At 55.1% G+C, this 20,531-nt stretch carries 25 protein-coding genes and 1 pseudogene; 9 read left to right on the top strand and 17 right to left on the bottom strand.

Translation table 11 applies throughout. The features are described from left to right. The first annotated feature begins 492 nt into the window (after positions 1 to 492). Together AC2FFA_RS10995 and AC2FFA_RS11000 are read left to right on the top strand one after the other, a co-directional pair. Entirely contained in the window at positions 493 to 1,419 is a 927-nt protein-coding gene (locus AC2FFA_RS10995) for an MBL fold metallo-hydrolase (RefSeq protein WP_496674058.1), read from the top strand. Continuing rightward, entirely contained in the window at positions 1,416 to 2,360 is a 945-nt protein-coding gene (locus AC2FFA_RS11000; RefSeq protein WP_496851713.1) for an MBL fold metallo-hydrolase, read from the top strand. Before AC2FFA_RS10995 ends, AC2FFA_RS11000 begins: the two co-directional genes overlap by 4 nt. A 1-nt stretch (position 2,361) precedes the next feature. Here AC2FFA_RS11000 and AC2FFA_RS11005 read toward each other — a convergent pair whose 3' ends face one another. The 14 genes from AC2FFA_RS11005 to AC2FFA_RS11070 form a co-directional block, all read right to left on the bottom strand. Further along, positions 2,362 to 3,420, bottom strand: a complete 1,059-nt coding sequence (locus AC2FFA_RS11005) for a YeeE/YedE family protein (RefSeq protein WP_496851714.1) — start codon at positions 3,418 to 3,420, stop codon at positions 2,362 to 2,364. Between the two features lie 58 nt (positions 3,421 to 3,478). Further along, positions 3,479 to 4,702, bottom strand: a complete 1,224-nt coding sequence (gene hemA, locus AC2FFA_RS11010) for a 5-aminolevulinate synthase (RefSeq protein WP_496851715.1) — start codon at positions 4,700 to 4,702, stop codon at positions 3,479 to 3,481. 1 nt (position 4,703) lies between these two features. After that, positions 4,704 to 5,138: a DUF302 domain-containing protein gene (locus tag AC2FFA_RS11015; protein WP_496851716.1), complete on the bottom strand. Its 435-nt coding sequence runs from the start codon at positions 5,136 to 5,138 to the stop codon at positions 4,704 to 4,706. An 81-nt stretch (positions 5,139 to 5,219) separates the two neighbouring features. Beyond that, a complete protein-coding gene (locus AC2FFA_RS11020; protein WP_496851717.1) occupies positions 5,220 to 6,482 on the bottom strand; it encodes an FCSD flavin-binding domain-containing protein in 1,263 nt (420 codons plus the stop codon). A 24-nt stretch (positions 6,483 to 6,506) separates the two neighbouring features. Further along, positions 6,507 to 7,214 carry a c-type cytochrome gene (locus tag AC2FFA_RS11025; RefSeq protein ID WP_496851718.1) on the bottom strand — a complete coding sequence of 236 codons (708 nt, stop codon included), beginning with the start codon at positions 7,212 to 7,214 and terminating at the stop codon, positions 6,507 to 6,509. Between the two features lie 2 nt (positions 7,215 to 7,216). Beyond that, positions 7,217 to 8,542 carry a c-type cytochrome gene (locus tag AC2FFA_RS11030; RefSeq protein WP_496851719.1) on the bottom strand — a complete coding sequence of 442 codons (1,326 nt, stop codon included), beginning with the start codon at positions 8,540 to 8,542 and terminating at the stop codon, positions 7,217 to 7,219. Continuing rightward, positions 8,526 to 9,788, bottom strand: a complete 1,263-nt coding sequence (gene soxC, locus AC2FFA_RS11035; protein ID WP_496851855.1) for a sulfite dehydrogenase — start codon at positions 9,786 to 9,788, stop codon at positions 8,526 to 8,528. Before soxC ends, AC2FFA_RS11030 begins: the two co-directional genes overlap by 17 nt. A gap of 25 nt (positions 9,789 to 9,813) precedes the next feature. Then, positions 9,814 to 11,511 (bottom strand): thiosulfohydrolase SoxB, encoded by a 1,698-nt coding sequence (gene soxB / locus AC2FFA_RS11040; RefSeq protein WP_496851720.1) that lies wholly within the window; start codon positions 11,509 to 11,511, stop codon positions 9,814 to 9,816. 87 nt (positions 11,512 to 11,598) lie between these two features. Next, on the bottom strand, positions 11,599 to 12,444 hold the full coding sequence (soxA, locus tag AC2FFA_RS11045; RefSeq protein WP_496717665.1) for a sulfur oxidation c-type cytochrome SoxA: 846 nt from the start codon (positions 12,442 to 12,444) through the stop codon (positions 11,599 to 11,601). A gap of 70 nt (positions 12,445 to 12,514) precedes the next feature. Then, positions 12,515 to 12,844, bottom strand: a complete 330-nt coding sequence (soxZ, locus tag AC2FFA_RS11050) for a thiosulfate oxidation carrier complex protein SoxZ (RefSeq protein WP_496851721.1) — start codon at positions 12,842 to 12,844, stop codon at positions 12,515 to 12,517. A gap of 36 nt (positions 12,845 to 12,880) precedes the next feature. Then, positions 12,881 to 13,297 (bottom strand): thiosulfate oxidation carrier protein SoxY, encoded by a 417-nt coding sequence (gene soxY, locus AC2FFA_RS11055; RefSeq protein WP_117869619.1) that lies wholly within the window; start codon positions 13,295 to 13,297, stop codon positions 12,881 to 12,883. 46 nt (positions 13,298 to 13,343) lie between these two features. Continuing rightward, positions 13,344 to 13,820 carry a sulfur oxidation c-type cytochrome SoxX gene (gene soxX, locus AC2FFA_RS11060; RefSeq protein ID WP_117869620.1) on the bottom strand — a complete coding sequence of 159 codons (477 nt, stop codon included), beginning with the start codon at positions 13,818 to 13,820 and terminating at the stop codon, positions 13,344 to 13,346. 131 nt (positions 13,821 to 13,951) lie between these two features. Continuing rightward, a complete protein-coding gene (locus AC2FFA_RS11065; protein WP_496851722.1) occupies positions 13,952 to 14,530 on the bottom strand; it encodes a thioredoxin family protein in 579 nt (192 codons plus the stop codon). A 14-nt stretch (positions 14,531 to 14,544) separates the two neighbouring features. Then, positions 14,545 to 15,285 carry a cytochrome c biogenesis CcdA family protein gene (locus AC2FFA_RS11070; protein WP_496851723.1) on the bottom strand — a complete coding sequence of 247 codons (741 nt, stop codon included), beginning with the start codon at positions 15,283 to 15,285 and terminating at the stop codon, positions 14,545 to 14,547. 80 nt (positions 15,286 to 15,365) lie between these two features. Between AC2FFA_RS11070 and AC2FFA_RS11075 the strand changes: the two genes are divergently transcribed. From AC2FFA_RS11075 to AC2FFA_RS11085, 3 genes are all read left to right on the top strand, one after another. Next, on the top strand, positions 15,366 to 15,740 hold the full coding sequence (locus tag AC2FFA_RS11075) for a thioredoxin domain-containing protein (RefSeq protein ID WP_117869623.1): 375 nt from the start codon (positions 15,366 to 15,368) through the stop codon (positions 15,738 to 15,740). A gap of 100 nt (positions 15,741 to 15,840) precedes the next feature. Continuing rightward, positions 15,841 to 16,149: an ArsR/SmtB family transcription factor gene (locus AC2FFA_RS11080; protein ID WP_117872807.1), complete on the top strand. Its 309-nt coding sequence runs from the start codon at positions 15,841 to 15,843 to the stop codon at positions 16,147 to 16,149. Positions 16,150 to 16,190: 41 nt separating this feature from the next. Further along, the gene (locus AC2FFA_RS11085; protein ID WP_496851724.1) at positions 16,191 to 17,252 is read left to right on the top strand and encodes a YeeE/YedE family protein; all 1,062 of its coding nucleotides are present in this window, start codon (positions 16,191 to 16,193) and stop codon (positions 17,250 to 17,252) included. A gap of 143 nt (positions 17,253 to 17,395) precedes the next feature. Here AC2FFA_RS11085 and AC2FFA_RS11090 read toward each other — a convergent pair whose 3' ends face one another. Both AC2FFA_RS11090 and AC2FFA_RS11095 read right to left on the bottom strand, forming a co-directional pair. Further along, on the bottom strand, positions 17,396 to 17,659 hold the full coding sequence (locus AC2FFA_RS11090; protein ID WP_117869625.1) for a DUF2312 domain-containing protein: 264 nt from the start codon (positions 17,657 to 17,659) through the stop codon (positions 17,396 to 17,398). A 112-nt stretch (positions 17,660 to 17,771) separates the two neighbouring features. Continuing rightward, positions 17,772 to 17,930: pseudogene (locus AC2FFA_RS11095) on the bottom strand (GapR family DNA-binding domain-containing protein); the annotation flags it as partial. A gap of 150 nt (positions 17,931 to 18,080) precedes the next feature. Here AC2FFA_RS11095 and AC2FFA_RS11100 point away from each other — a divergent pair. Further along, entirely contained in the window at positions 18,081 to 18,299 is a 219-nt protein-coding gene (locus tag AC2FFA_RS11100; RefSeq protein WP_117872808.1) for a hypothetical protein, read from the top strand. Positions 18,300 to 18,308: 9 nt separating this feature from the next. On the opposite strand, the gene AC2FFA_RS11105 is transcribed toward AC2FFA_RS11100, so the two are convergent. Next, positions 18,309 to 18,524, bottom strand: coding sequence for a hypothetical protein (locus AC2FFA_RS11105; RefSeq protein ID WP_117869627.1), 216 nt, complete (start codon positions 18,522 to 18,524; stop codon positions 18,309 to 18,311). Positions 18,525 to 18,768: 244 nt separating this feature from the next. Between AC2FFA_RS11105 and AC2FFA_RS11110 the strand changes: the two genes are divergently transcribed. From AC2FFA_RS11110 to AC2FFA_RS11120, 3 genes are read left to right on the top strand one after another with little or no spacing between them, the layout of a single operon-like run. Then, the gene (locus tag AC2FFA_RS11110) at positions 18,769 to 19,632 is read left to right on the top strand and encodes an MBL fold metallo-hydrolase (RefSeq protein WP_496674015.1); all 864 of its coding nucleotides are present in this window, start codon (positions 18,769 to 18,771) and stop codon (positions 19,630 to 19,632) included. A 34-nt stretch (positions 19,633 to 19,666) separates the two neighbouring features. Next, positions 19,667 to 20,095, top strand: coding sequence for a YeeE/YedE family protein (locus AC2FFA_RS11115; RefSeq protein WP_117869629.1), 429 nt, complete (start codon positions 19,667 to 19,669; stop codon positions 20,093 to 20,095). Then, positions 20,095 to 20,526 (top strand): DUF6691 family protein, encoded by a 432-nt coding sequence (locus tag AC2FFA_RS11120; protein WP_496851725.1) that lies wholly within the window; start codon positions 20,095 to 20,097, stop codon positions 20,524 to 20,526. Before AC2FFA_RS11115 ends, AC2FFA_RS11120 begins: the two co-directional genes overlap by 1 nt. The last annotated feature ends 5 nt before the right edge of the window (positions 20,527 to 20,531 follow it).

Here is a 20,531-nt window from a genome sequence, read left to right on the forward strand (position 1 = left end):
TGGTGGAAAGCCGTGCCCCCTGTCTGACGCCGCCGTCAATGAGCGGCAGAGCCCCTCCTCTGATCAGAAGTCACATACCAAGCGATTCATGGATCTATCCGACACCGTCTTTTCCTCAGCTAAATCTTCTACAATCCAGACCAGGCACGAAACAGGATCGAAGAACGGAGGAAACACAGCAACACAAGACGCACCGACAGTGCAATGGGGCACCGCCCGCCAGCGTAGGAAACCTTCGTGTCGACCGACCAAGGTCACGAAGCAACAACCAAACTGAATCATTCGAGTGAGGCTGATCAGGAGATGAGCGCCTGCAATATGTCTTCCAAACGCTCTCTGCAATTGCGGTCTCACAGGTAAAAACGATCTGTGAGACAACAGCAAATCGCTTCAAATTACCTAGGCATTCTACATTCCATAGGGTCGTAGAATGACATCCATTTCACAACTTTCATCGTTTACAAATAATAACATTCATTTTAATGATTGTGAATGGATCAAATTTCTTTTTCTCGACGCAGTTTCATGTTCAATGCCACGTGCCTCGCGGCACTTGGAGCTCAAGCCAGGATCGTACAGGCAGAGTTGCAGCTCGGTCCTTCAGCCCGAATTACAACCCTGTCAGACGGACACCTGTCATTGCCACATGATGTTGTTTTCGGAGCCATGCCCAAAGAGGAGCTCGAGCAAATCCTGATCCGCAATCAAGCGGACGCCACCAAGTACGAGCCAGAGTGCAACCTCACGCTCTATAGAGATGATGAAAACACCGTGCTTTTCGATGCTGGAGCGGGGCCAGACTTCATGCCCACGTCCGGCAAACTGGCGGAAACTTTTGAAAAAAACGACCTGTCACCCGAGAGTGTCACGCATGTGGTTTTCACCCACGCACACCCTGATCATATCTGGGGTGTTCTGGATGATTTCGACGACCTTCTTTTCCCAAATGCGACGCACCACATTGGGCGTAAAGAATGGGATTATTGGTGGAACCCCTCAACGGTGGACACGATTGGCGAAGATCGCACCGCGTTCGCGGCCGGTGCCAAACGGCGATTGGAAGCAATTGAGGATCAGGTCGCGTTCTTTGAGGATGGGCATGAGATACTTCCGGGTATTGCTGCACGGGCAAGCTTTGGGCACACGCCCGGTCACATGGCCTTTGAGCTTCGAAATGGGAATGAGTCGGTGATGGTTGTCGGCGACGCGCTCGGAAATCCTCACGTGGCTTTTGAACACCCCGATTGGCACAGTGGAACGGATCAGGATCCCCAGATCGCCGCAGCTGCGCGTTACTCACTGCTGGATCAGGTTTCGGAAGAGAAAATGAGAATAGTTGGCTTCCACCTGCCGAACGGTGGAATTGGCCGCGTCGAAAAGACCGGCTCGGCCTACAGATTCATTGGAGAGGCGTCATGATTCGATCACTCGTGATTGCGGTTGCTTTCGTCACACCAGCTTGGGCAAGCGAGGATATTGCAGACCAGTATCCGCAAAGTATTCTGTATTCCAAGCCGGTCGAATTCATCCCTGGCGTCTATTCCGCCATTGGCGCAACCGCTCCACCGACCTACGAAAACTCTGGTCACAACAACAACCTGAGCTTCATCGTGACCGGTGAGGGCGTGGTCGTTGTCAACGGCGGCGCGGCCTATGTCCTTGCCGAAGCGCTTCACAAGGAAATTCAGGCGATTACGGATCAGCCGGTCACGCTTGTCTTCAACGAGAACGGTCAGGGGCACGCGATGCTTGGCAATGCCTACTGGTCAGAAAACGGCGTTCCAATCGTCGCCCATTCGGATGCAGCAGCTGAGTTCGAGGAGTATGGCCCTCAAATTTTGGAGGGAATGAAACGATACAATCAGGACAAGGCAGAGGGAACGTTTCTGGCAGGCCCAACCGAGACATTCGATGATGAATACGTGGTTGAGATGGGCGACTTCCGGATCGAAGCCAAATACCTCGGTCCGGCCCACAGTCCCGGCGATATCTCGATCTGGTTGCCAAACCAAAGCCTTGTCATAGCGGGTGACATGGCGTTCCACGAGCGCATGCTGCCGATCTTTCAGAATACCTATACCGCGGATTGGCTTGAAACATGGGACAACGAGTTCGAGGCTTTGAATGCCACATATGTCGTACCTGGACACGGTCATCCTACGAACATGGATCAGGTGCGCCGCTATACACGGGATTACCTGTTATACCTGCGAACCAAAATCCAGGAGCATATGGACGCGGGCGGCGATTTGACTGAAGCCTACTATGTCGATCAGTCCCCCTATGCCCATCTGGACACGTACGAGGAGCTGGCAACAAAGAATGCCGGGCGCGTTTTCGAGCAGATGGAATTCGAGTAACTCAGGAATGCTGCAGTACCGGTAGCCGCATCAAAAACCTGTGCGTGCCTATCGCCCCAACCCACATGAAGAAAACGGCAAGCCAGGCTGTCAATGACAGGGCGGACCCGCCTGAAAGTCCGGCGCCCACGGCGCAGCCTCCGGCCAGCATCGCTCCGAACCCCATGAGAACAGCTCCGACCAGGTACCGTTCCATCGGGGTATCCGAGCCAAAGCGTTCAATCCTCCACTCGCCAGTAACAATAGCAGATCCTGCTGCGCCAATGGCCACGCCGGGAACAAGGCCGATACCGAAAGACAGCACGACATTTCGCTCTGCAACCAACGCCATCAGCGTGTCTGTGGCCGGGCCGGTAAACGTCACTGAAGACACAGGTACGACTTCGAAAGAAGCTTGCGCGATGGAATATGTCATAAACCACCCAAGCGCCACTGCCCCGCCAACTCCTGCGGCTGTCACGATCTTTGCAGGTGCGACATTCCTATGAAATGCAAACACAATTGCCAGAACAAATCCAATTGCGGCAACGGCTGCATAGGCCGGTGGCGAAAGTCCGATTATTTCAGAAAGATCGCGCTGTGCGCCTCCTGAGATGGTCCACAGACCGGAAATCGCTTCACGGGCCGGGCTGAGAACACCTGTGTAGGCCGCCTGGGCCACCAAGGTCAAAACCAGCCCTGTCACGAGGGCACGCAGATTGCCGCAGGAGGCCAAGACCAGCAGGCGAGATGCGCATCCGCGCGCAAGAATCATGCCTATGCCAAACATCGCCCCACCAATTACCGCGCCGCTAAGGCTGCCGGTTGACGCGATGGCGCGTGCTTCTGAATGGTCCAGCAATTCAAGCGAGACAAGCGCCTGTACCAGCGTTAGTGCTGCGGTAAAGGCGATCAGCCAAACCGCCAAACGGGGACCAAACTTACCTTCGGCGACTTCGACAGTCGACGCTCGCAAACAAAAGTGAGATATCTGAGCCGTCACGCCGAACAAGATACCGACGAGCACTCCGGCAAATGCCAAGGCGCCCGGGTCTCCCAGTAGATCGATGAGCCTCTCCATGAACAGAAATTCTCACTTGGTTGCGTGTGCGTCCTTGTCTTCGGTCAAGTTATCCTCGTCATTGCGCGGCCATCGGCCTGCGCGCCAATTGGCATTGCGTCCATAACTCACCCAATGCGGATACCAGACGGTCGACGTCTTCAGAGGTGTGCACCGGTGACGGCGTAATCCGCAGACGTTCCGTTCCTTTGGGAACAGTTGGATAATTGATGGGCTGGATGTAAATCCCATAGTCACGCATCAGTATATCAGAGATGAAGCGACACTTGACCGGATCGCCGACCATGACCGGAATGATATGGCTTGGGTTTGGAGTATGGGGAATACCCAGATCGTCCAGCCTGTCCCGGACTTCGCGCACCCGCTTTTTGTGCTGTTGTCGCTCTGCATTGCTTTGCTTCAGGTGCTTAACCGAAGCCGCAGCACCTGCTGCCACGGCCGGAGGCAAAGCAGTGGTGAAAATAAAGCCGCTGGCAAAAGATCGGACAAAGTCGACAAGTTCCTTCGACGCCGCGATGTATCCTCCGACCACGCCGAACGCCTTGCCCAACGTACCTTCAATCACGGTCAGGCGGTCCATCAGGCCCTCGCGCTCGGCAATGCCTCCGCCGCACGGACCGTAAAGCCCGACCGCGTGAACTTCATCCAGATAGGTCATCGCGCCATATCGGTCCGCCAGATCACAGATCCCGGCAATCGGTGCAATGTCGCCGTCCATGGAATAGACGCTTTCAAACGCAATGAGCTTGGGCGCATTTGCAGGCAAGTCCGCAAGGTGTCTTTCAAGGTCCGCAAGATCGTTGTGCTTCCAGATCCGCTTTTGGCAACGACTGTGACGAATCCCCTCGATCATCGAGGCATGATTCAATTCGTCGGACAAAACCGTGATGCCAGGAATGCGGGACGCCAAGGTTCCCAAGGCGGCCCAGTTGGATACGTAACCGGACGTGAACAGCAATGCCGCGTCCTTGCCGTGAAGGTCCGCAAGCTCCTGCTCCAACAGCACGTGTTCGTGCGTGGTTCCCGAGATATTCCGCGTTCCCCCTGCCCCAGCACCACTTTTGTCAATCGCCCCGTGCATGGCTGCGAGGACTTTTGGGTGCTGGCCCATTCCAAGATAGTCGTTCGAACACCAGACAGTGACTTTTTCGGGACCATCCCCTGTGTAACTGCGCGCCTTTGGAAACGCGCCGCAATGACGTTCGAGGTCCGCGAAAATCCGGTAGTTTCCTTCTTCTTTCAGGTGACCAAGTTGATCACGAAAATACTGCTGGTAGTTCATTTCAATCCCCAACAGCCTCTTCAACGATCCCGGACAACAGGGTCTGGACCTTTTGCATTGGGCCGTCCGGATAGCTTCGGTATCCTACCTTAACCCCGTCATCGCCCTCGGTCACGAAAATCCCGTATGGGCAATAGCCGATATTCATCGGATCAGCTTCCATCACCTCACGCGAAATCTTTGCCGAGCAAAAAATAAAGATGTCCGCCGCCGCGAATATCTGTTTGTCGCTGCCGACATCAGCGCCCGTTCGGTTCAACATTTCGCCAACGTGGCTCACATAGTCGATGACCAGCCCCTGCCCGACAATGGCGGATTCGACGGCAAAGGTGGCATCATCAAAACTTCCGTCAAAGGGAGTAGTGATGATCTCTTCCGCGAGTCCCTGACTTGCGGAGACTGCAAAAAAAGCGGCCGTAACGATAAAATGTTTCATGGTTTTGATCCTCCTCCTGAGCCGCATTTTCTCAGATTGAACTTCAGGGGCTTTGACCAGTGTCAAAACCCCCTAAAACTTCTATCCGAACATGTCCGAGGTAATACCGGCATACCAACCCAGCGACTCTTCGTACGTTGCTTTTCTCAGATCGGCATCTTCGCCGGTCTGGCTGATGAAGCCGTCGACTTTGGCGATCTTTTCGGGCGTCGCCTCGTAGGTTGCACCAACCTTGACGCCATCATCTGTGTCGATCAGCGACCAGCAGGTGTTGGAAAACTTAGCCGGGAACACCTTGGATCCGGTCAACGCGCCCCGCACTGCATTCGCACAGACTTTCGCCTGGCTGTTGGCCGAGAAACCGGATTTCGGCATGTCACCCTGCTGGCTGGCATCGCCAAGGACATAGATGTCCGGATCAGCCTTGGAGGACATGTCCGCGGCGTTCACCGGCGCCCAATTGCCGTCGGTCACTCCGGCCATTTCCGCAATACGTCCGGCTTTCATCGCCGGGATCACGTTGCAGACGTCGACTTTGGTCTCTTCTCCGTCGATGGTCACCGTCATCGCGTCCGGGTTTACCGAGACATTGCCGCCACCGAAGTCTTCGCCGATCCAGTCGACCATGCCTTCATAGTTATTCGCCCAGCCTTCCTGGAACAATGCCATCTTCGAAAACTTCGGCTTCGGATCTGCCACGATGATTTTCGCAGTTGGGTTGTTTGCTTTCAGAACATGCGCAACCATCGAGACCCGTTCATAGGGCCCGGGCGGGCACCGGTACGGGTTTGGTGGAGCAACCATCGCAAAGGTACCGCCTTCCGGCATCGCCATAATCTGTGCCTTCAGAAGTTCCGTCTGAGAGCCCGCCTTGTACGCATGCGGCATCTTGTTCTGCGCCGAGACATCCCAGCCTTCAACTGCCCCGTCGACAAAATCGATACCAGGGCTCAGGATTAGCTTGTCGTACGGAACTGAGCCACCACCCGCCAGCGAAACAGTCTTGGCATCGCGATCCACGCCGACGGCCCAATCGTGGACCACGTTGATCCCGTATTCAGCTGCAAGCGTGCCATAGCTGTGGGCGATATCCGAAAGTTCCTGAAACCCTCCCAGATACAGGTTTGAGAAGAAGCAGGTGTAGTAGGTCCGTGACGGCTCGATCAGCGTCACGTCGATCTCACCTTTGCTGTCCTTGGCGATATAGCGGGCTGCAGTAGCGCCGCCTGCACCGCCGCCGACAACAACGACCCGGGGTCTGCCCTGAGCCAGAACCATCGGCGCAGATAGTCCGGCTGCCACCACCCCGGTGGCACCTAGAAATGTACGTCTATTGAGTGTCATCGCGTTTCCTCCCCTTAGGCACAGTCACTCTGGATTATTGAAGTAGGCGGCCAAAGCCGCAATCTCGTCATTGCTCAGCCTTCCGGCGATCATTTGCATAACCGGATGTGGCCGCTGTTTGTCCTTGTATGCGTGCATGGCGACAACAAAGTCCTCGTCGGGCCAATAGACGATCGATGGGATACCTTGGTCACCCCCTTCGATCTGGTGGCACGTCGTACATTCGCTGCTGAGATATGCGCCGTATTCGGGATCTCCCTGAATCGCCAGGATTGCTGGATCGACGGAATGATCCGTACCTTTCGCGGTTGGGTCCGCTTCGGGAATATCACGAGGATTGTCTGAAAACGCCCGCAAATAGGCAATCACGTTGGCACGGTCTTCCGGGTCTTTCAGGCCGCCAAAGCTCATCCTTGTACCCGACGCAAATGCACGTGGATTTTCGATATAGGCCGACAAAGTGTCAGCGTGCCATTCCAGACCTGAATTTCCCGCGCGCACAAGGCTCTTGGAATAATTGAAACCATCGAGACCCGCGGCCTTGCGCCCAAAGACACCATTCAGATGCGGGCCGATTTTGTTTTCAGCTCCTTCGCCAACCTGATGGCAGCCTGTGCATTTGGCGAACACTGCTTTCCCGGCCTCGGCATCACCAAGGTCTTCGGTTGCGTAGGTCGATGTGGCGAAAGCCGCCAGAACCGCCGCGCACGCCACTATGTTCGACCACCGCATGATCAGCTTCCGAACGATTTGAGGTAGACAATCACGGCCTCAATATCATCCGGCTTCCTTAGCCCCGCGAAAGACATTCGCGTGCCCTTCATGTAGTCCTTGGGTTTTGTCAGGAAGGCCGCCATTTCCTCATCCGTCCAAACAAGGCCGGCCTCGGCTGCGGCTTTCATTGCCTTGGAGTATTTGAACCCCTCGACCGATCCTGCATTGGACCCGACAATCCCGTTCAATGCCGGCCCGGTGCTGTGCTTTGCACCTTCACCCACCTGATGGCAGGCTTTGCACTTCTTGAAGACTTTCTCTCCGGCGGCAACCAGTTCGGTCGCGTCGTCAGTCTTTTCGGCTTCTTGAAGGGCCGGTTCCGCCGCGGCTTCTTCCTCGGGCTTTGGTGCTGCGGCCGGAATGAACGACGGGCCGTCCGCAGTGAATGTCGGTAGCCCCTCCACGGTGGCATCATTCATCACCGAGTTCGACCCACCTTCTGGCGGCGTCTCGACCAGAAAAACAGAGCGCATCGTGACAGCGGCCTCTGCCTTGCAGTTCTTCATGCAAGGTTCTTCGCGCCATTCAGCGTACTCGGTCTCGGGTCGCGTATCGACAACAAAACCGTCCTTGTTGTACATCTCGAATTCGGCAAAGTTTTCGTTGCTCAGTTCGAAATCGTCATCCACCAAATCATTTGAATACAGGATGTAAGCAACAATCGCATAGGTCTCATCCGCGGTCAAAGTGCCTGCCTCACCAAATGGCATTGATCGGGAAATGTAATCCCAGGCGGTAGACAAATGCGGCCAGTAAGACCCTACGGTCTTCACGGGATCTTCGTTTGCAAGCGTGTCGAACCCGCCGGCAAGAACGGGCCAGTTGTCCACACCTTCAGCAAACTCGCCGTGACATGACGCGCAGCGGTCGGCAAACACTTCTTCCCCGGTCCAAACGTCGCCCGAACCGACGGGCAAGCCACGCCCGTCCGGCAGAACATCAACATCCCAGGTCGCGATCTCCTCCTCCAAGGCGGGGCGTCCAATCCCATATATACCACCACGGCTCGGTGCAGGTGCGGTCAGGTTCGCCCCATTTGCTAACCGCTCCTCAGCAGCAGCCTGAATTTCCTGGACTTTGAGATCCAGCTGGGCTGCCCTGTCGGCTTCTGCCTGCGCTTTTTCTTGTGCGGCTGCTGCGTGGGCCTCAATCTGACCCACCCGGGTTTCCAAAGTTTCGATTTTCGATTGGCCGTAGTTTCTGTTGGCGAAGACCAACGCCCCCGCAAGCACCAACGCTGTGCCGCCGAATACCGGCAGGAAAACATGACTAAGAGACTTCGACATTCTCAGCGATCCCTTCTGCGCTTACGTACCACGTCTGGATACAGTTGTTGTGATAGACTGAGTTTTCCCCGCGCTTTTCGCGCAGCTGGTCTTTGGTTGGCTGTACGTAGCCGGTCTCGTCTATTGCTCGGGCCTGTAGGAGCATGGGTGCCCCGTCCCAGTTCGTGTCGAGATAGAAACGCGACAAAGCCTTGGAATCGCCCTGCTTGCCAAGGCGTGCCGTTTCCCACGTGATGCCGCCGTCCTTGGATACATCGACACGGGTAATCTGTCCGTGGCCTGACCATGCAAGCCCTGAAATCACCAGCGGCCCGGGCCCATGTTTGATCGGCATTTGCGGGCTAGGCGAGGTTATGACGGATTTCGCATCCATCACCCAAGTCCATTTCTGGGCTGTGCCATCGGCATAAACATCGGTGTATTTCGAAGTTTCTTCGCGGCTTTCGACTGCCCTATCTACAACCTCGATGCGGCGTAGCCACTTGACCCACATGTTGCCTTCCCAGCCTGGCACGACCAGGCGCACGGGATAGCCATGCTCCATCCGCAGGGCTTCGCCATTTGCCTTGAAGGCCACCAACACATCATCCAGCGCTTTTTCCATCGGAATGGAGCGGCCATTGGACGACGCATCCGCACCCTCAACATAGACCCACTTGTCGGGCGAGATATCGGCGCCTGCTTCCTGCAACAGCGTGCGCAGCGGAACACCGGTGTATTCCATATTGTGAATCATGCCGTGGGTGAATTGCGCACCGTTGAGTTGCGCGCCTGCCCACTCCATCCCGGAATTCGCCGCACATTCGCAGAAATACACGTGGTTTTCGCGCGGGAAACGTTCGATGTCGTCATACGTGAAGACAAGAGGACGATCGACCAGACCGTTGATCATCAGCCGATAGTCTTCCTTGCGCAGCTCGATTGCGCCCGAGTGATGCCGTTCAAAAGCACATCCCTGGGGTGTGATTGTGCCATCAAGCGCGTGGATCGGACTAAAGTTGATCGACGAAATCGGAGAGGCGGTCAGCCATTCCACATTGCGGCGCACGACATGGGATTCATAGCTTATCGGCATGCCATAAGGTGCCTCGTCAACGCCTGCACCCGTGTAAGACGCCCAATCCTGAAGCTCTGTTATCAGGGGGTCGGGCGTTTCTGCCACTGCCGCACCTGCAACTGACCCCGCGGCGACCGCGGCACTGCCTTTCAGGAAGGCCCGGCGGGACGGTTTGAACGCGTCATCCATATCTCTTAAGGTCTCCATCTGTTTCTTATGCGCCGACGACATCGACGCTGGTGTTCTCTTGCACTGTTACAGTGCCTAGATTGCGAATGTGGTTTTCGACGACATCCCAAATCGGCGGGCCCTCGGTACCTTCGTTGACACTGGCCCACCCCGCCACAACGTAGGTTTTCGACGGATCAATCGCTTCACCTGTCTTGAGCAGGGTCATTTCGCTGATCCGCTGCCCTTGCGGCTTGGTCACGTCGATGCGGTAACCAAGCCCACCGACACGGACCATGTCGCCGCCCTGCTGATAGTAAGGATCAGGGTTGAACAGGTTGTCGCCGACATCCTCGAGGATCACATGAATGAATTCACCTGTCATTTCTGTGCGATATGCATTCGGGTAAGACATCGAGGTGACGTTCCAGATGTCCTCGCGCGTAATCTCCTGCCCCGGCAGGATCGACGGGCCCCATCGGACGCCAGGCGACATGGCAATGTCTGCCTCACGTTCTTTAAGCAGGGCGTCGCAGATCAGATCATCCCAAGTGCCGTTGAAATTGCCGCGACGATAGAGCAACGAGTCCGTTTTACCGATCACTTCGCTGAGCGTCGCCTCATACGGCGCGCGCTGCTCATCTATCAGAGCGGTGATCGCAGGATCCGGAGCTATAACATCAGAGAAAATCGGGATCAGCTTGTGCTTCAGCCCCATCAACTGCCCGTCCCGTACATCCAGGTCCACGCGGCTGACGAATTTGCCGTTCGAGCCTGACGCGATGATATGTGTTTTGCCCACCAGAACCGGCTCGGGCAGCGCGTCATGAGTGTGGCCACTGAGGATCACGTCGATCCCCTGCACCCGGCCTGCCATTTTTTTATCTACGTCAAAGCCGTTGTGGCTGAGGACAACGACGACATCGGCTCCGGCATCGCGAACCTCGTCAACCATTGACTGCATGTTCTCATCCCGGATACCGAAAGAGTATTCAGGGAACATCCAGCCCGGGTTCGCGATTGGCATGTATGGGAATGCCTGCCCGATCACGGCAACTTTTGCACCACCCCGGTCAAAGAACTTGTAGGGTTTGAACAATTCCGCAGGTTCATCCCATTCGGCATCAAAAATGTTCTGGCCCAAGGCTGCAAAGGGCAAACCTTCGACGATTTCGTTCACTCTGTCGCTGCCCAGCGTGAACTCCCAATGGAAGGTCATTGCATCAGGTTTCAGCGCGTTCATGACATTGACCATGTCCTGACCGGCCGTCTGGTAACAGGTGTAAGACCCGTGCCAGGTATCGCCGCCATCCAAAAGCAGGGCATCGGGCCGGTCAGCACGGATGGCGTTTATGACGGTAGAAACCCGGTCCAAGCCACCGACCCGACCATAGGTCTTTGCCAGTGCCGCAAAGTCCTCGTAGGTCAGCGCATAGGCGGAAGGGCTGCCATCTTCGATTCCGTAAGCCTTGCGGAACGCGGCCCCCGTGACGTGCGGCATCTGCCCCTTTGCCTCGCCGATACCAAGATTTATCTCGGGTTCACGGAAGAAAATTGGTTTAAGTTGCGCGTGAATGTCAGTGACATGGATCAGGCTGATATTGCCAAAGGTCTCAAACTCCAGCAGCTGATCCTGCGTCAGACTTTGCTGCGCTGCAAGTCTGGCCCAGTTGCCAAACCCGGATGCCCCGTACAGAGCCGATGCCGCCATTGAAACCTGCAAGAAGTCACGTCGAGAAATCATCTTTCAGCTTTCCTATAACACATATAAATGTGTGAATGTTGCTTTCATGAAAAACCCGCGCCGAGCATCGCCAACGCGGGTCATTCGTTACTGGCGCACAGCCGGAGTTTCGACTGAAAGCCCGTTGCTACGCGAGGCAACATAGAGCTCCAGCGCACGGAACTCGTCCGAACCTTCGGCAAAGGTTTCCGCCCGTGTATCACGAATACAACCGCGGAAACGATTGTGTCGCGAGATCAGCTTGGCCTGTTTCAAGCGGTAAGTCGGGAACCCGTTGATCATTCCCTGGCTCAGGTGATCCGCTCGGATCATGTTGCCCCAATTGTCTTCATGACAGTTGGCACAGCTCAGCTCCAACTGACCATAGCGGGTATAATACATTTCCTTGCCCTGTTCCCAATACGGGGCGGCATCACCGTCAATGGCAATGTTCATGGGCATTCCGCGTGACTGCAGACCGATCAAAGCGACCATACCCTGCATATCTCCACCGGACCATTTCCAGGCGTCGGCTTCCATACGCTCCGTGCGGCACTCATTGATCAGATCTTCCATGACCACCAGCTTGCCGGTTTCGTCATCAACCTTTGGCATGGAAGCCTGCAATCCCTTGAAGCTTTCCACCCCGTCGTGGCACGACGCACAACTTTTTTCGGCAGCCCCATCAACCGTCTCAAAGAGGTCGGCGGCCTGGTCGACGAAGATCATCGCCGGATTGTCGAAATCATCGATCTGAAGGGCCTGGGTCTCATTCGTACGGAAATGCCAACCCGAATAGATCGTGTCCAGGTTTTCCAGATGCGCCGGAGCTTCGGTGACCGAGGTCATGTCCAGCTCGCCATTGATCACCAGATTGTCTTCGTCCGGTCCGGCCATTGCTGCCACTGGGAAAACCAGAACTGCCGCGATCGCCGTAAGTGCCTTAGTATTCATTTCGTTCCTCCCTTGGTGGACCAGCGCCAAAATTCATGTCCGGCGCTGATCTGCCTTAGTGGTCGAGCCGTCAGGCGATCTCGATCGATTTTTTCTCGTCGTAGACAGAGCCGTCGTCATCGTACCAGGTGAATACGAACTCACCTGTCTCAGGCACGGTTGCCTCAAACTGGAAATACGGATTGGTTGAAATTGCCGGCTCCATCGTCACATCGACCACCATTTCGCCGTTAAACTCGCAGGTGAAACGGTTGATGATCGACCGAGGTATGACGTTGCCTTCTTTGTCCTTACGTTGTCCGCTTTCCATCTTGTGGCTGATCAGTGTCTTGATCGTGACGGTTTCGCCAGCAGCGGCTTTCTTCGGAACCTTGACGCGGGGTTTCACACCGGATGCCATTGGTTAGTCTCCTGTTCTTCGAGGCATGCGTGGCTATCAGCCGCCGCAGCCGCCGATTGTAACTTTTACGGTCGCGGATGCCTTGGCAAAACTGCCATCTGCCATTTTCGCCACGGCAATCACGTCTTGCGTTCCCGCAAGACGGATGCGGGTTGAAGCGGCTTGTTCAGCAGCCAGCGGGCCGAAATTGAACGTTGCAACGCCCGGTTCGGGGTTGCCTGCGGCCACGATCAGAATCGAAGTGGCACCCGGGGCGCTTACTTCGATCGGTACGGTGTTTCCGTTCTCGGCAATTTCAGGTGCCGTCAGTGTCACACCGCCGTCTGCCACATCCGCCCCACCGGTAAACGCGGCAATCGCATCCTCAGCGGCCGCATTTGCACGGAGCGGCATTATTGTCAGGAACGCGGCGCCCAGCCCAAGGGCCAGAGTCTCGCGGCGAGAGAGTTCCATTTTCAATCTCCTTTGAATCTTCGACAATCACGCTATGAAAGCGCGACTATTGCTCTTTCAGGGTCGCAAGAAACGCGACCACGTCCTCGATATCCTGCGCTGTCAGGATCGGCGTCAGTGGTTCAGTCGGGGCTTTGCCGGTATAGGCATCGCCCGGGCGGATATAGCCGTCATTCTTGTAGAACGCTGGCATTACCGTGCCTTCGAACGTCATTTTTGCATTTGCGACCAATCCGCGAAGCTCGGCCTCAGACCAACGATCACCAGCGCCATCCAGCGTCGGACCAACCTCGCCCTGGAATGGAATGTCGGCCAAAGCCGATACCGCGTGGCACGCCACGCAATTGCCTTTTGACTTATCGCCAACGATAAGTGCGCCATTTGCCGCATCACCGGCGGCGCCGCTCAAAGACACCTCTACCTCACCATATTCACCATAGGTTACGTTTTCCGGGTCTGTCTCCGCTGCAAAAGCGGCACCCCCCGTCATTGCGCAGACCAATGTTAAGAGTCTCAGCTTCATGATCCCTCCCATTTGCTAATACGCCGACGGCGCCTTGCGACCCAAAGCATTTGTGTACCGTAGTCGACGAGTGTGGTCTGTCGCAACATTAAATTCATTACAATGAATTTTTTTATTTATAACCCCGACCCTCAATCTTGCGAAACATTGTTTCGCTCCTGAATGCGTCGCGCGTGATACCGCTGGAAATCTTCACCATTATCAAGTTCGTACCGCTTCTCGTAGACCCAGGTGAAAAGGTCCAAAGTTGTTCCTTTGGCGAACGCTCCCGGCATAACTGCAACCGCAGCTTCAATGGCAGTGACGTCCTCGGGCGCCTCTTCGGGAAGAAATACAAGGGTCGGGGTAAACAGAATCCCCCATTTGCGCATCAGCGCTCTTTGCTCGCTCTCTTCCCCATCAAAGTCGGTGGCGGTGGTGCTTCCATGCAAATCCAGTTGGACGACAAAGAAGTTCTCTTCGATGAACGCCGCCAGGTCAGGCTGGGGGAAAACCTCTTCATGCATTTTCTTGCAATAGATGCAGCCCTGTTGCTCGATAAACAAAACCAACCGCTTGCCTTCATCTGACGCCTCTTCAAGATCCTCGCGAAGGTCTTTGAACGTGTCGCGCATCCAAGGCGTTTTGTGCAACCCATCGTCGCCAATCTCAGCAGCGGAAACTGCCACGCCTACCAGGCATGCCATCAATACTGACAATGTTCGCTTCATGTTTTCCTCCCGTTTTATCCAATGGCTGCAAGCCAGGGCATATGGACCAGCATCCATTGGGCGACTTGATTGATGGAGTTGGTTGCGATCAGGACGCCGAACAGAATCAATAACACCCCCATCATCTTCTCCATCAGAGGCAAGTGCTTTCTGAACCGCGCCATCCACTGCATGAAGGGGCGAACCAAGAAAGCCGCCAGAACAAACGGCGCGGTCATTCCTACCCCGTAGACGAACAAAAGAATCGCTCCACGCCAAGCCGTCTCGGTTCCGGCCGCTGTAAACAGGATTGCAGCGAGCACCGGCCCGACACAGGGCGTCCAGCCAAAAGCAAATGCCAGTCCAAGAACATATGCTCCGATCAGGCTCACGTTTGATGTCTCGCCGACGTCTGCCCGAAACTGTCGATACAGGAACCCGATGCGAATCAGCCCAAGGAAATGCAAACCCATCGTCACGATGATGGCTGCCGCTATCCAACGAAGGATATCGAAGTATTCGCGAACAAGTTGTCCGAATATCGAAGCCGTGGCTCCGAGAGCCATAAAAATCGTTATGATCCCCGCTGCAAATGCGATTGCAGCAAGCGTTGCTCTGCGGCGAACGTTGCCGGAAACAGCTGAATTCGCAGAAATCTGCTCCATCCCGACACCCGCCAGATAGCTGAGGTAAAACGGCACAATTGGAAGGATGCAGGGGGACAGAAATGACAACAGCCCTGCGACCAGAGCTCCTGCAAATGTAATGTCGAGCATGGTCAAACCTGTCCTGGCGAGCTATCATTCATACATTCAAAGTAATAAAGATATGTCGCCGCGGTCAATCGGAGCTTGAGATGCGCCACCTTTTCCTGCTTGTACTTGCGATCACGTTGTTTGTGTCTCCCAAGGCTCTACGGGCGGAAATGACACTTCTGATGGCAGAAGAAGATGGGTGTATGTGGTGTGCCCGCTGGGATGCTGAAATCTCGGGGATCTACCCGAAAACACCGGAAGGAAATGCCGCCCCGCTTCAGCGCGTAGACATCCATGCATCCATGCCGGATGGAATCGAACTGGGAAGACCTCTGTACTACACTCCAACCTTTGTCTTGCTGAACAACGGCCGCGAAGTCGGCCGGATCGAAGGGTACCCCGGTGAAGACTTTTTTTGGGGTTTGCTGGGCGTGCTGCTACGTGACGCAGGGGTACAGATTGAGACCTCTGGATAAACGACGGCAAATTACATAAACTGTTTTGAATGCGTGAAGCTGAGAAAGCGAGGCGATCTTGTTGGATAAACCATCGAAACTGCCAGTGTTCACAAAAGACATGTGCGCAGAAGATCTGGACCAGATGATGGAGAATGCGCAAACGGCATCAAACTTCCTGAAGGCTATCAGCCACGAGGGGCGTCTGATGATCTTATGCTACCTGTCCTCGGGCGAAAAGTCCGTCACCCAGATGGAAGAGATGCTGTCAGCGAGACAGGCTGCGGTATCTCAACAATTGTCCCGACTGCGTTTCGAAGGTTTGGTCAAAACACGGCGTGAAGGTAAAACAATCTACTACAGATTGGCTGATGATCGATCGACACAAATATTGGAAGTTGTGTACGACCTCTTCTGCAGGCAGAAGTAAACGCCGATCAAAACGCCGCCAGCTTTGGGAGGAGACTGGCAATGTTCGAAGCATTGGGAGACGCAAATACCGTTGCTCTGATCGGTTTGATTGGTGGAATCGTGTTGGGACTGGCCGCGCGTGTCGGCCGATTTTGCACGTTGGGTGCAATCGAAGACTATCTTTACGCAGATGATGACCGGCGACTGCGCATGTGGGCAATTGCGATCGGTGTTGCAATTGTCGGAAGCCATACCGCAATGGCGTTCGGCTGGCTTGACCCTATCGGAACACGCTACCTTGCGCAGACCTGGAATCCACTCGGGTCGATCGTGGGTGGCCTCATGTTTGGTTACGGAATGGCCATCAGCGGAAACTGCGGCTATGGCGCGCTGGCAAGGTTGGGAGGTGGCGACCTTCGATCCTTCGTCATCGTTCTGATCATGGGTCTTTCAGCGTATGTCGTAATGTCAGGTCCCTTGGCTTATCTGCGGGTTTGGGTCTTCCCGGTGGAAATGGATCTCAGCGGCCCTCAGAGCATCAGCTTCCTTGGTGAACGGTTGACCTCTATTCCAGCCTGGCTCCTCGGCTCTGCTGTCGGTGTTGTTTTGGTGATATTCGCTTTGGCGAACCAACAGTTCCGCCGCGCTCCGAAACACGTGTTCTGGGGATCTGTGGTTGGGCTGGCGATCGTTTCAGGCTGGCTTGGCACGAATTGGGTGGCGACACAGGGTTTCGACGGTGAGCCGGTGCAAACTCATACCTTCGCTGCCCCCCTGGGGGACACGATGTTCTACCTTATGACGGCGTCCGGAAACACTTTGTCTTTCGCAGTCGGGTCAGTCTCAGGAGTTCTCATCGGCGCGTTTGTGGGATCTTGGTCAAAAGGCCATTTTCGCTGGGAAGCATGCGAAGATCCACGTGAACTAAAGCGACAAATGCTGGGCGCAGCGATCATGGGACCGGGAGCGATCATCGCAGTAGGTTGCAGCGTCGGACAAGGCATATCCGCCTTCTCGCTTCTGACCTACAGCGCACCAGTTACATTCGCTGCGATCTTTGCAGGTGCAGCGCTTGGATTGAGACAGCTCGTTTCCGGACTGTCCTTCATAACTGAGCGCTGAGTTCAGAACACTATCGAGCCAAATGCCGTAAGAGCCGTCAGTGATACTGATCGGCCCTACATGCGAAATGCAGTTTGATATTTGGAGTATGACCAGATCATTCAACGGCGCGCCCGAAAGAGTGCTTCAAAAAAGCACCGGCATTAGTTCATGCCCAAGGCTTCCTTGTACATCTCAATAACTGCCTCTTGCTCAGCAATATCATCCTTATCTCTTTTTCTGAGAGAAATGATGCTGCGAAGGGCCTTCACATCGTAGCCACGCGACTTACTCTCCGAATACACTTCTTTTATTTGGTCCGCGATGTCTTTCTTTTCCAACTCCAGGCGCTCGATACGCTCTACAAATTGGCGCAGTTCCCCAGAGGTGACCTTGTAACTTGCTTCTGCTTCTTCAGACATGCTCATCTTTATCTTCCTAATTCTGGACCACCACCGCCAAGAGAATACAGTTTTAACTACTTGTATTCGTCTTAAGTCTTTGTCGTCACGTATATAAAACAGTTTTCCAGTGATGGGTGTGGCCACGCGACTTGGCTTCAGCCATGACTTCTTTGTGTTGTTCCGTCAGGTGCTTTTTCTCTGCATTCAGACACTCAAACCACTCGATGAACTGACGCAGCTCGCCTGCCATAAAGCGATAGTTGGCCGAGGCCTGATCTTCGATGATGACTTCCATACGCGTCTCTCCCAAAGGCTGAAGTCTGGTGCAGGATGCCGGATACAATGCCGCCGCCCGGGTCGCAAGCACCCAATCTACTAGCGCACTTGTACGATGGGATCCGATCCGCTAAGCGCAGAGGGAGTTTGCGAGGAAATGCAGGGCATCATGTTCGAATTCATCACCTGGGGCGGTGCGGCCCTTTCACTGGCCGGGCTTGCCGGTCTGGTTTGGTGCATTCTTCGCGTGATGAAGGCGCGCAAGGCCGGTCTGTCGGACGACGAGTTGCGCGCTGTCGTTCAGGGCGTGTTACCCTGGAACCTGGCTTCTTTGTTCCTGTCAGTGCTTGGATTGATGCTGGTCATCCTCGGAATATCCTTCGGATGACCGCCCAACTCAAACCGGCAAGTTATCGAACAACGCTTCAATGGCGTCTTCGCACAAGGCTGCATCCAGACGACGCAGTCGGGACGGCACTTGCATCCCCTCCTGCCTCATACGGTCAATAACCTTGCTCACACTTGGTTGAAGCGCCAAGCGCGTATCAAGGGACGCGTTCCTGAGCTTTTGTTCAAGCTGTTCAGCTTCGGAATAAAGACTTTTTGTTGTCATAATACCCTCCCAAGTGTCGTCAGTATTCCAGATTTAGGTAACGGGAATAAGACCCGATAATAATAACCTCACCTTGTGCGGGATATTGCCCAACGCAATTGTAATTTCGGCAATCCGGCGCGGATGGGTTAAAGTTTAGTCTGATTTAATCGTGAATGCCTTGACCCGCATCAAATGCAGTTTCGATGTTGCATCACATTCCATTTTGCATATATGATATATGGTAACCGATACGGAGGAAATCATGACACCCGCTGTGAAAGCGTTTTTTGACGATCAGACCTTCACGGTGTCCTACGTTGCTCATGAGCCGCAGGGACGTGCCTGCGCCATCATCGACAGCGTTCTGGATTTCGATCACGCCTCGGGGCGCACGGCGACAAAATCGGCTGACGCAATCATCGACTATGTGCGCGCGCACGATTTAAAGGTCGAGTGGATACTGGAAAGCCACGTTCACGCAGATCACCTGTCAGCTGCCCCCTATCTGCAACAGGAACTGGGTGGCAAAATCGGAATCGGTGCTCAGATCGTCACCGTGCAGGACACATTCGGCAAAGTTTTCAATGAAGGAACCGAGTTCCAGCGCGATGGCAGCCAGTTCGACGCCTTGTTCTCGGAGGGTGACAGTTTTCACATCGGCCAGATGCGAAGCGATGTTCTGCACACCCCCGGCCATACCCCAGCCTGCCTGACCTACGTAATAGGCGACGCCGCCTTTGTAGGCGACACGCTGTTCATGCCCGATTTTGGCACAGCCCGCTGTGATTTTCCCGGAGGGTCGTCAGCGAAATTGTTTGAATCGATCCAGAAAATCCTGTCGCTGCCAGACGAAACGCGCATCTATGTCGGGCATGATTACAAAGCGCCGGGCCGTGATGAATACGCGTGGGAAACGACGGTAGGTGAACAGAAAGCGCTAAATGTTCATATCGGACAAGGGCGCAGCATCGAAGAATTCGTGGAAATGCGTGACGCAAGGGACGCCACACTGGCCATGCCACGTCTGATCCTGCCCTCTCTGCAAGTCAATATGCGGGCGGGTCAAATGCCTCCGGCCGATGATCAAGGCGATGTCTTTCTGAAGCTGCCGGTGAACAAAATCTGACGCAAGTCAAATCGATCAAAAAGGATAACTCCACATGAACATCGAGTGGATCTGGGGGCTGTGCGGCGGTCTGCTGATTGGCCTGGGCGGAGCCGTGTACCTGCTTGGAAATGGCAGGATCATGGGTGCAAGCGGTATCTTGGGCGGTCTTGTCGACGGTGAGGCCGGCGGTACGTGGCCCGAGCGCCTGGCCTTCATTGCCGGGTTGATCGGTATGCCGCTACTGCTGCGGCCACTGATCGCTCCCGAGGCCCAAACGCATCTTACCAGCAATCTGGGTCTTGTTGTTCTGGCCGGGCTTCTTGTCGGCGTCGGAACGCGTATCGCCAATGGCTGCACGTCGGGTCACGGGGTCTGCGGCATCTCGCGGTTTTCTCTGCGCGGCATCGTGGCAACCGTATTCTATATCCTAGCTGGGGGAGTGACCCTCGTCCTGCTGCGCCATGTTTGGGAGCTGATCTGATGCGCCTTATCATTGCATTACTTGCCGGATCGCTGTTCGGTACCGGATTGTTGATTTCAGGTATGACGGACACGACCAAAGTTCAGGGCTGGCTGGATGTATTCGGAAACTGGGACCCGACCCTTGCCTTTGTGATGGGTGGCGCCATCCTGCCGATGCTTGTGGCGTGGAGGCTGACAATCGGTCGCAAAGCCCTGACCGGGGACGATTTTCCGCCTCCTGCAAGGCCCGAGGTTGATCAAAGGCTTATCGTTGGTTCGGTCCTTTTCGGGATGGGCTGGGGCTTGGCCGGGCTTTGCCCCGGACCAGCTATGGCCTCGTTGACTTATGGTGGGCTGGGTGGCCTGGTCTTTCTGATTGCGATGGTCGCCGGCATGTTCATGGCGCCTACGCTTGGCGCTCAACTGGACAGAGCTGCAAACGCGGCCTAAGGATC

Source organism: Ruegeria sp. YTSB088, assembly GCF_059609825.1.

Excerpts from the sequence above, each read along its gene's own strand:
- AC2FFA_RS10995 (WP_496674058.1), top strand. The coding sequence starts at position 493 with ATGGATCAAATTTCTTTTTCTCGACGCAGTTTCATGTTCAATGCCACG.
- AC2FFA_RS11000 (WP_496851713.1), top strand. The coding sequence starts at position 1,416 with ATGATTCGATCACTCGTGATTGCGGTTGCTTTCGTCACACCAGCTTGG.
- AC2FFA_RS11005 (WP_496851714.1), bottom strand. The coding sequence starts at position 3,420 with ATGGAGAGGCTCATCGATCTACTGGGAGACCCGGGCGCCTTGGCATTT.
- hemA (WP_496851715.1), bottom strand. The coding sequence starts at position 4,702 with ATGAACTACCAGCAGTATTTTCGTGATCAACTTGGTCACCTGAAAGAA.
- AC2FFA_RS11015 (WP_496851716.1), bottom strand. The coding sequence starts at position 5,138 with ATGAAACATTTTATCGTTACGGCCGCTTTTTTTGCAGTCTCCGCAAGT.
- AC2FFA_RS11020 (WP_496851717.1), bottom strand. The coding sequence starts at position 6,482 with ATGACACTCAATAGACGTACATTTCTAGGTGCCACCGGGGTGGTGGCA.
- AC2FFA_RS11025 (WP_496851718.1), bottom strand. The coding sequence starts at position 7,214 with ATGCGGTGGTCGAACATAGTGGCGTGCGCGGCGGTTCTGGCGGCTTTC.
- AC2FFA_RS11030 (WP_496851719.1), bottom strand. The coding sequence starts at position 8,542 with ATGTCGAAGTCTCTTAGTCATGTTTTCCTGCCGGTATTCGGCGGCACA.
- soxC (WP_496851855.1), bottom strand. The coding sequence starts at position 9,788 with ATGGATGACGCGTTCAAACCGTCCCGCCGGGCCTTCCTGAAAGGCAGT.
- soxB (WP_496851720.1), bottom strand. The coding sequence starts at position 11,511 with ATGATTTCTCGACGTGACTTCTTGCAGGTTTCAATGGCGGCATCGGCT.
- soxA (WP_496717665.1), bottom strand. The coding sequence starts at position 12,444 with ATGAATACTAAGGCACTTACGGCGATCGCGGCAGTTCTGGTTTTCCCA.
- soxZ (WP_496851721.1), bottom strand. The coding sequence starts at position 12,844 with ATGGCATCCGGTGTGAAACCCCGCGTCAAGGTTCCGAAGAAAGCCGCT.
- soxY (WP_117869619.1), bottom strand. The coding sequence starts at position 13,297 with ATGGAACTCTCTCGCCGCGAGACTCTGGCCCTTGGGCTGGGCGCCGCG.
- soxX (WP_117869620.1), bottom strand. The coding sequence starts at position 13,820 with ATGAAGCTGAGACTCTTAACATTGGTCTGCGCAATGACGGGGGGTGCC.
- AC2FFA_RS11065 (WP_496851722.1), bottom strand. The coding sequence starts at position 14,530 with ATGAAGCGAACATTGTCAGTATTGATGGCATGCCTGGTAGGCGTGGCA.
- AC2FFA_RS11070 (WP_496851723.1), bottom strand. The coding sequence starts at position 15,285 with ATGCTCGACATTACATTTGCAGGAGCTCTGGTCGCAGGGCTGTTGTCA.
- AC2FFA_RS11075 (WP_117869623.1), top strand. The coding sequence starts at position 15,366 with ATGCGCCACCTTTTCCTGCTTGTACTTGCGATCACGTTGTTTGTGTCT.
- AC2FFA_RS11080 (WP_117872807.1), top strand. The coding sequence starts at position 15,841 with ATGTGCGCAGAAGATCTGGACCAGATGATGGAGAATGCGCAAACGGCA.
- AC2FFA_RS11085 (WP_496851724.1), top strand. The coding sequence starts at position 16,191 with ATGTTCGAAGCATTGGGAGACGCAAATACCGTTGCTCTGATCGGTTTG.
- AC2FFA_RS11090 (WP_117869625.1), bottom strand. The coding sequence starts at position 17,659 with ATGAGCATGTCTGAAGAAGCAGAAGCAAGTTACAAGGTCACCTCTGGG.
- AC2FFA_RS11100 (WP_117872808.1), top strand. The coding sequence starts at position 18,081 with ATGTTCGAATTCATCACCTGGGGCGGTGCGGCCCTTTCACTGGCCGGG.
- AC2FFA_RS11105 (WP_117869627.1), bottom strand. The coding sequence starts at position 18,524 with ATGACAACAAAAAGTCTTTATTCCGAAGCTGAACAGCTTGAACAAAAG.
- AC2FFA_RS11110 (WP_496674015.1), top strand. The coding sequence starts at position 18,769 with ATGACACCCGCTGTGAAAGCGTTTTTTGACGATCAGACCTTCACGGTG.
- AC2FFA_RS11115 (WP_117869629.1), top strand. The coding sequence starts at position 19,667 with ATGAACATCGAGTGGATCTGGGGGCTGTGCGGCGGTCTGCTGATTGGC.
- AC2FFA_RS11120 (WP_496851725.1), top strand. The coding sequence starts at position 20,095 with ATGCGCCTTATCATTGCATTACTTGCCGGATCGCTGTTCGGTACCGGA.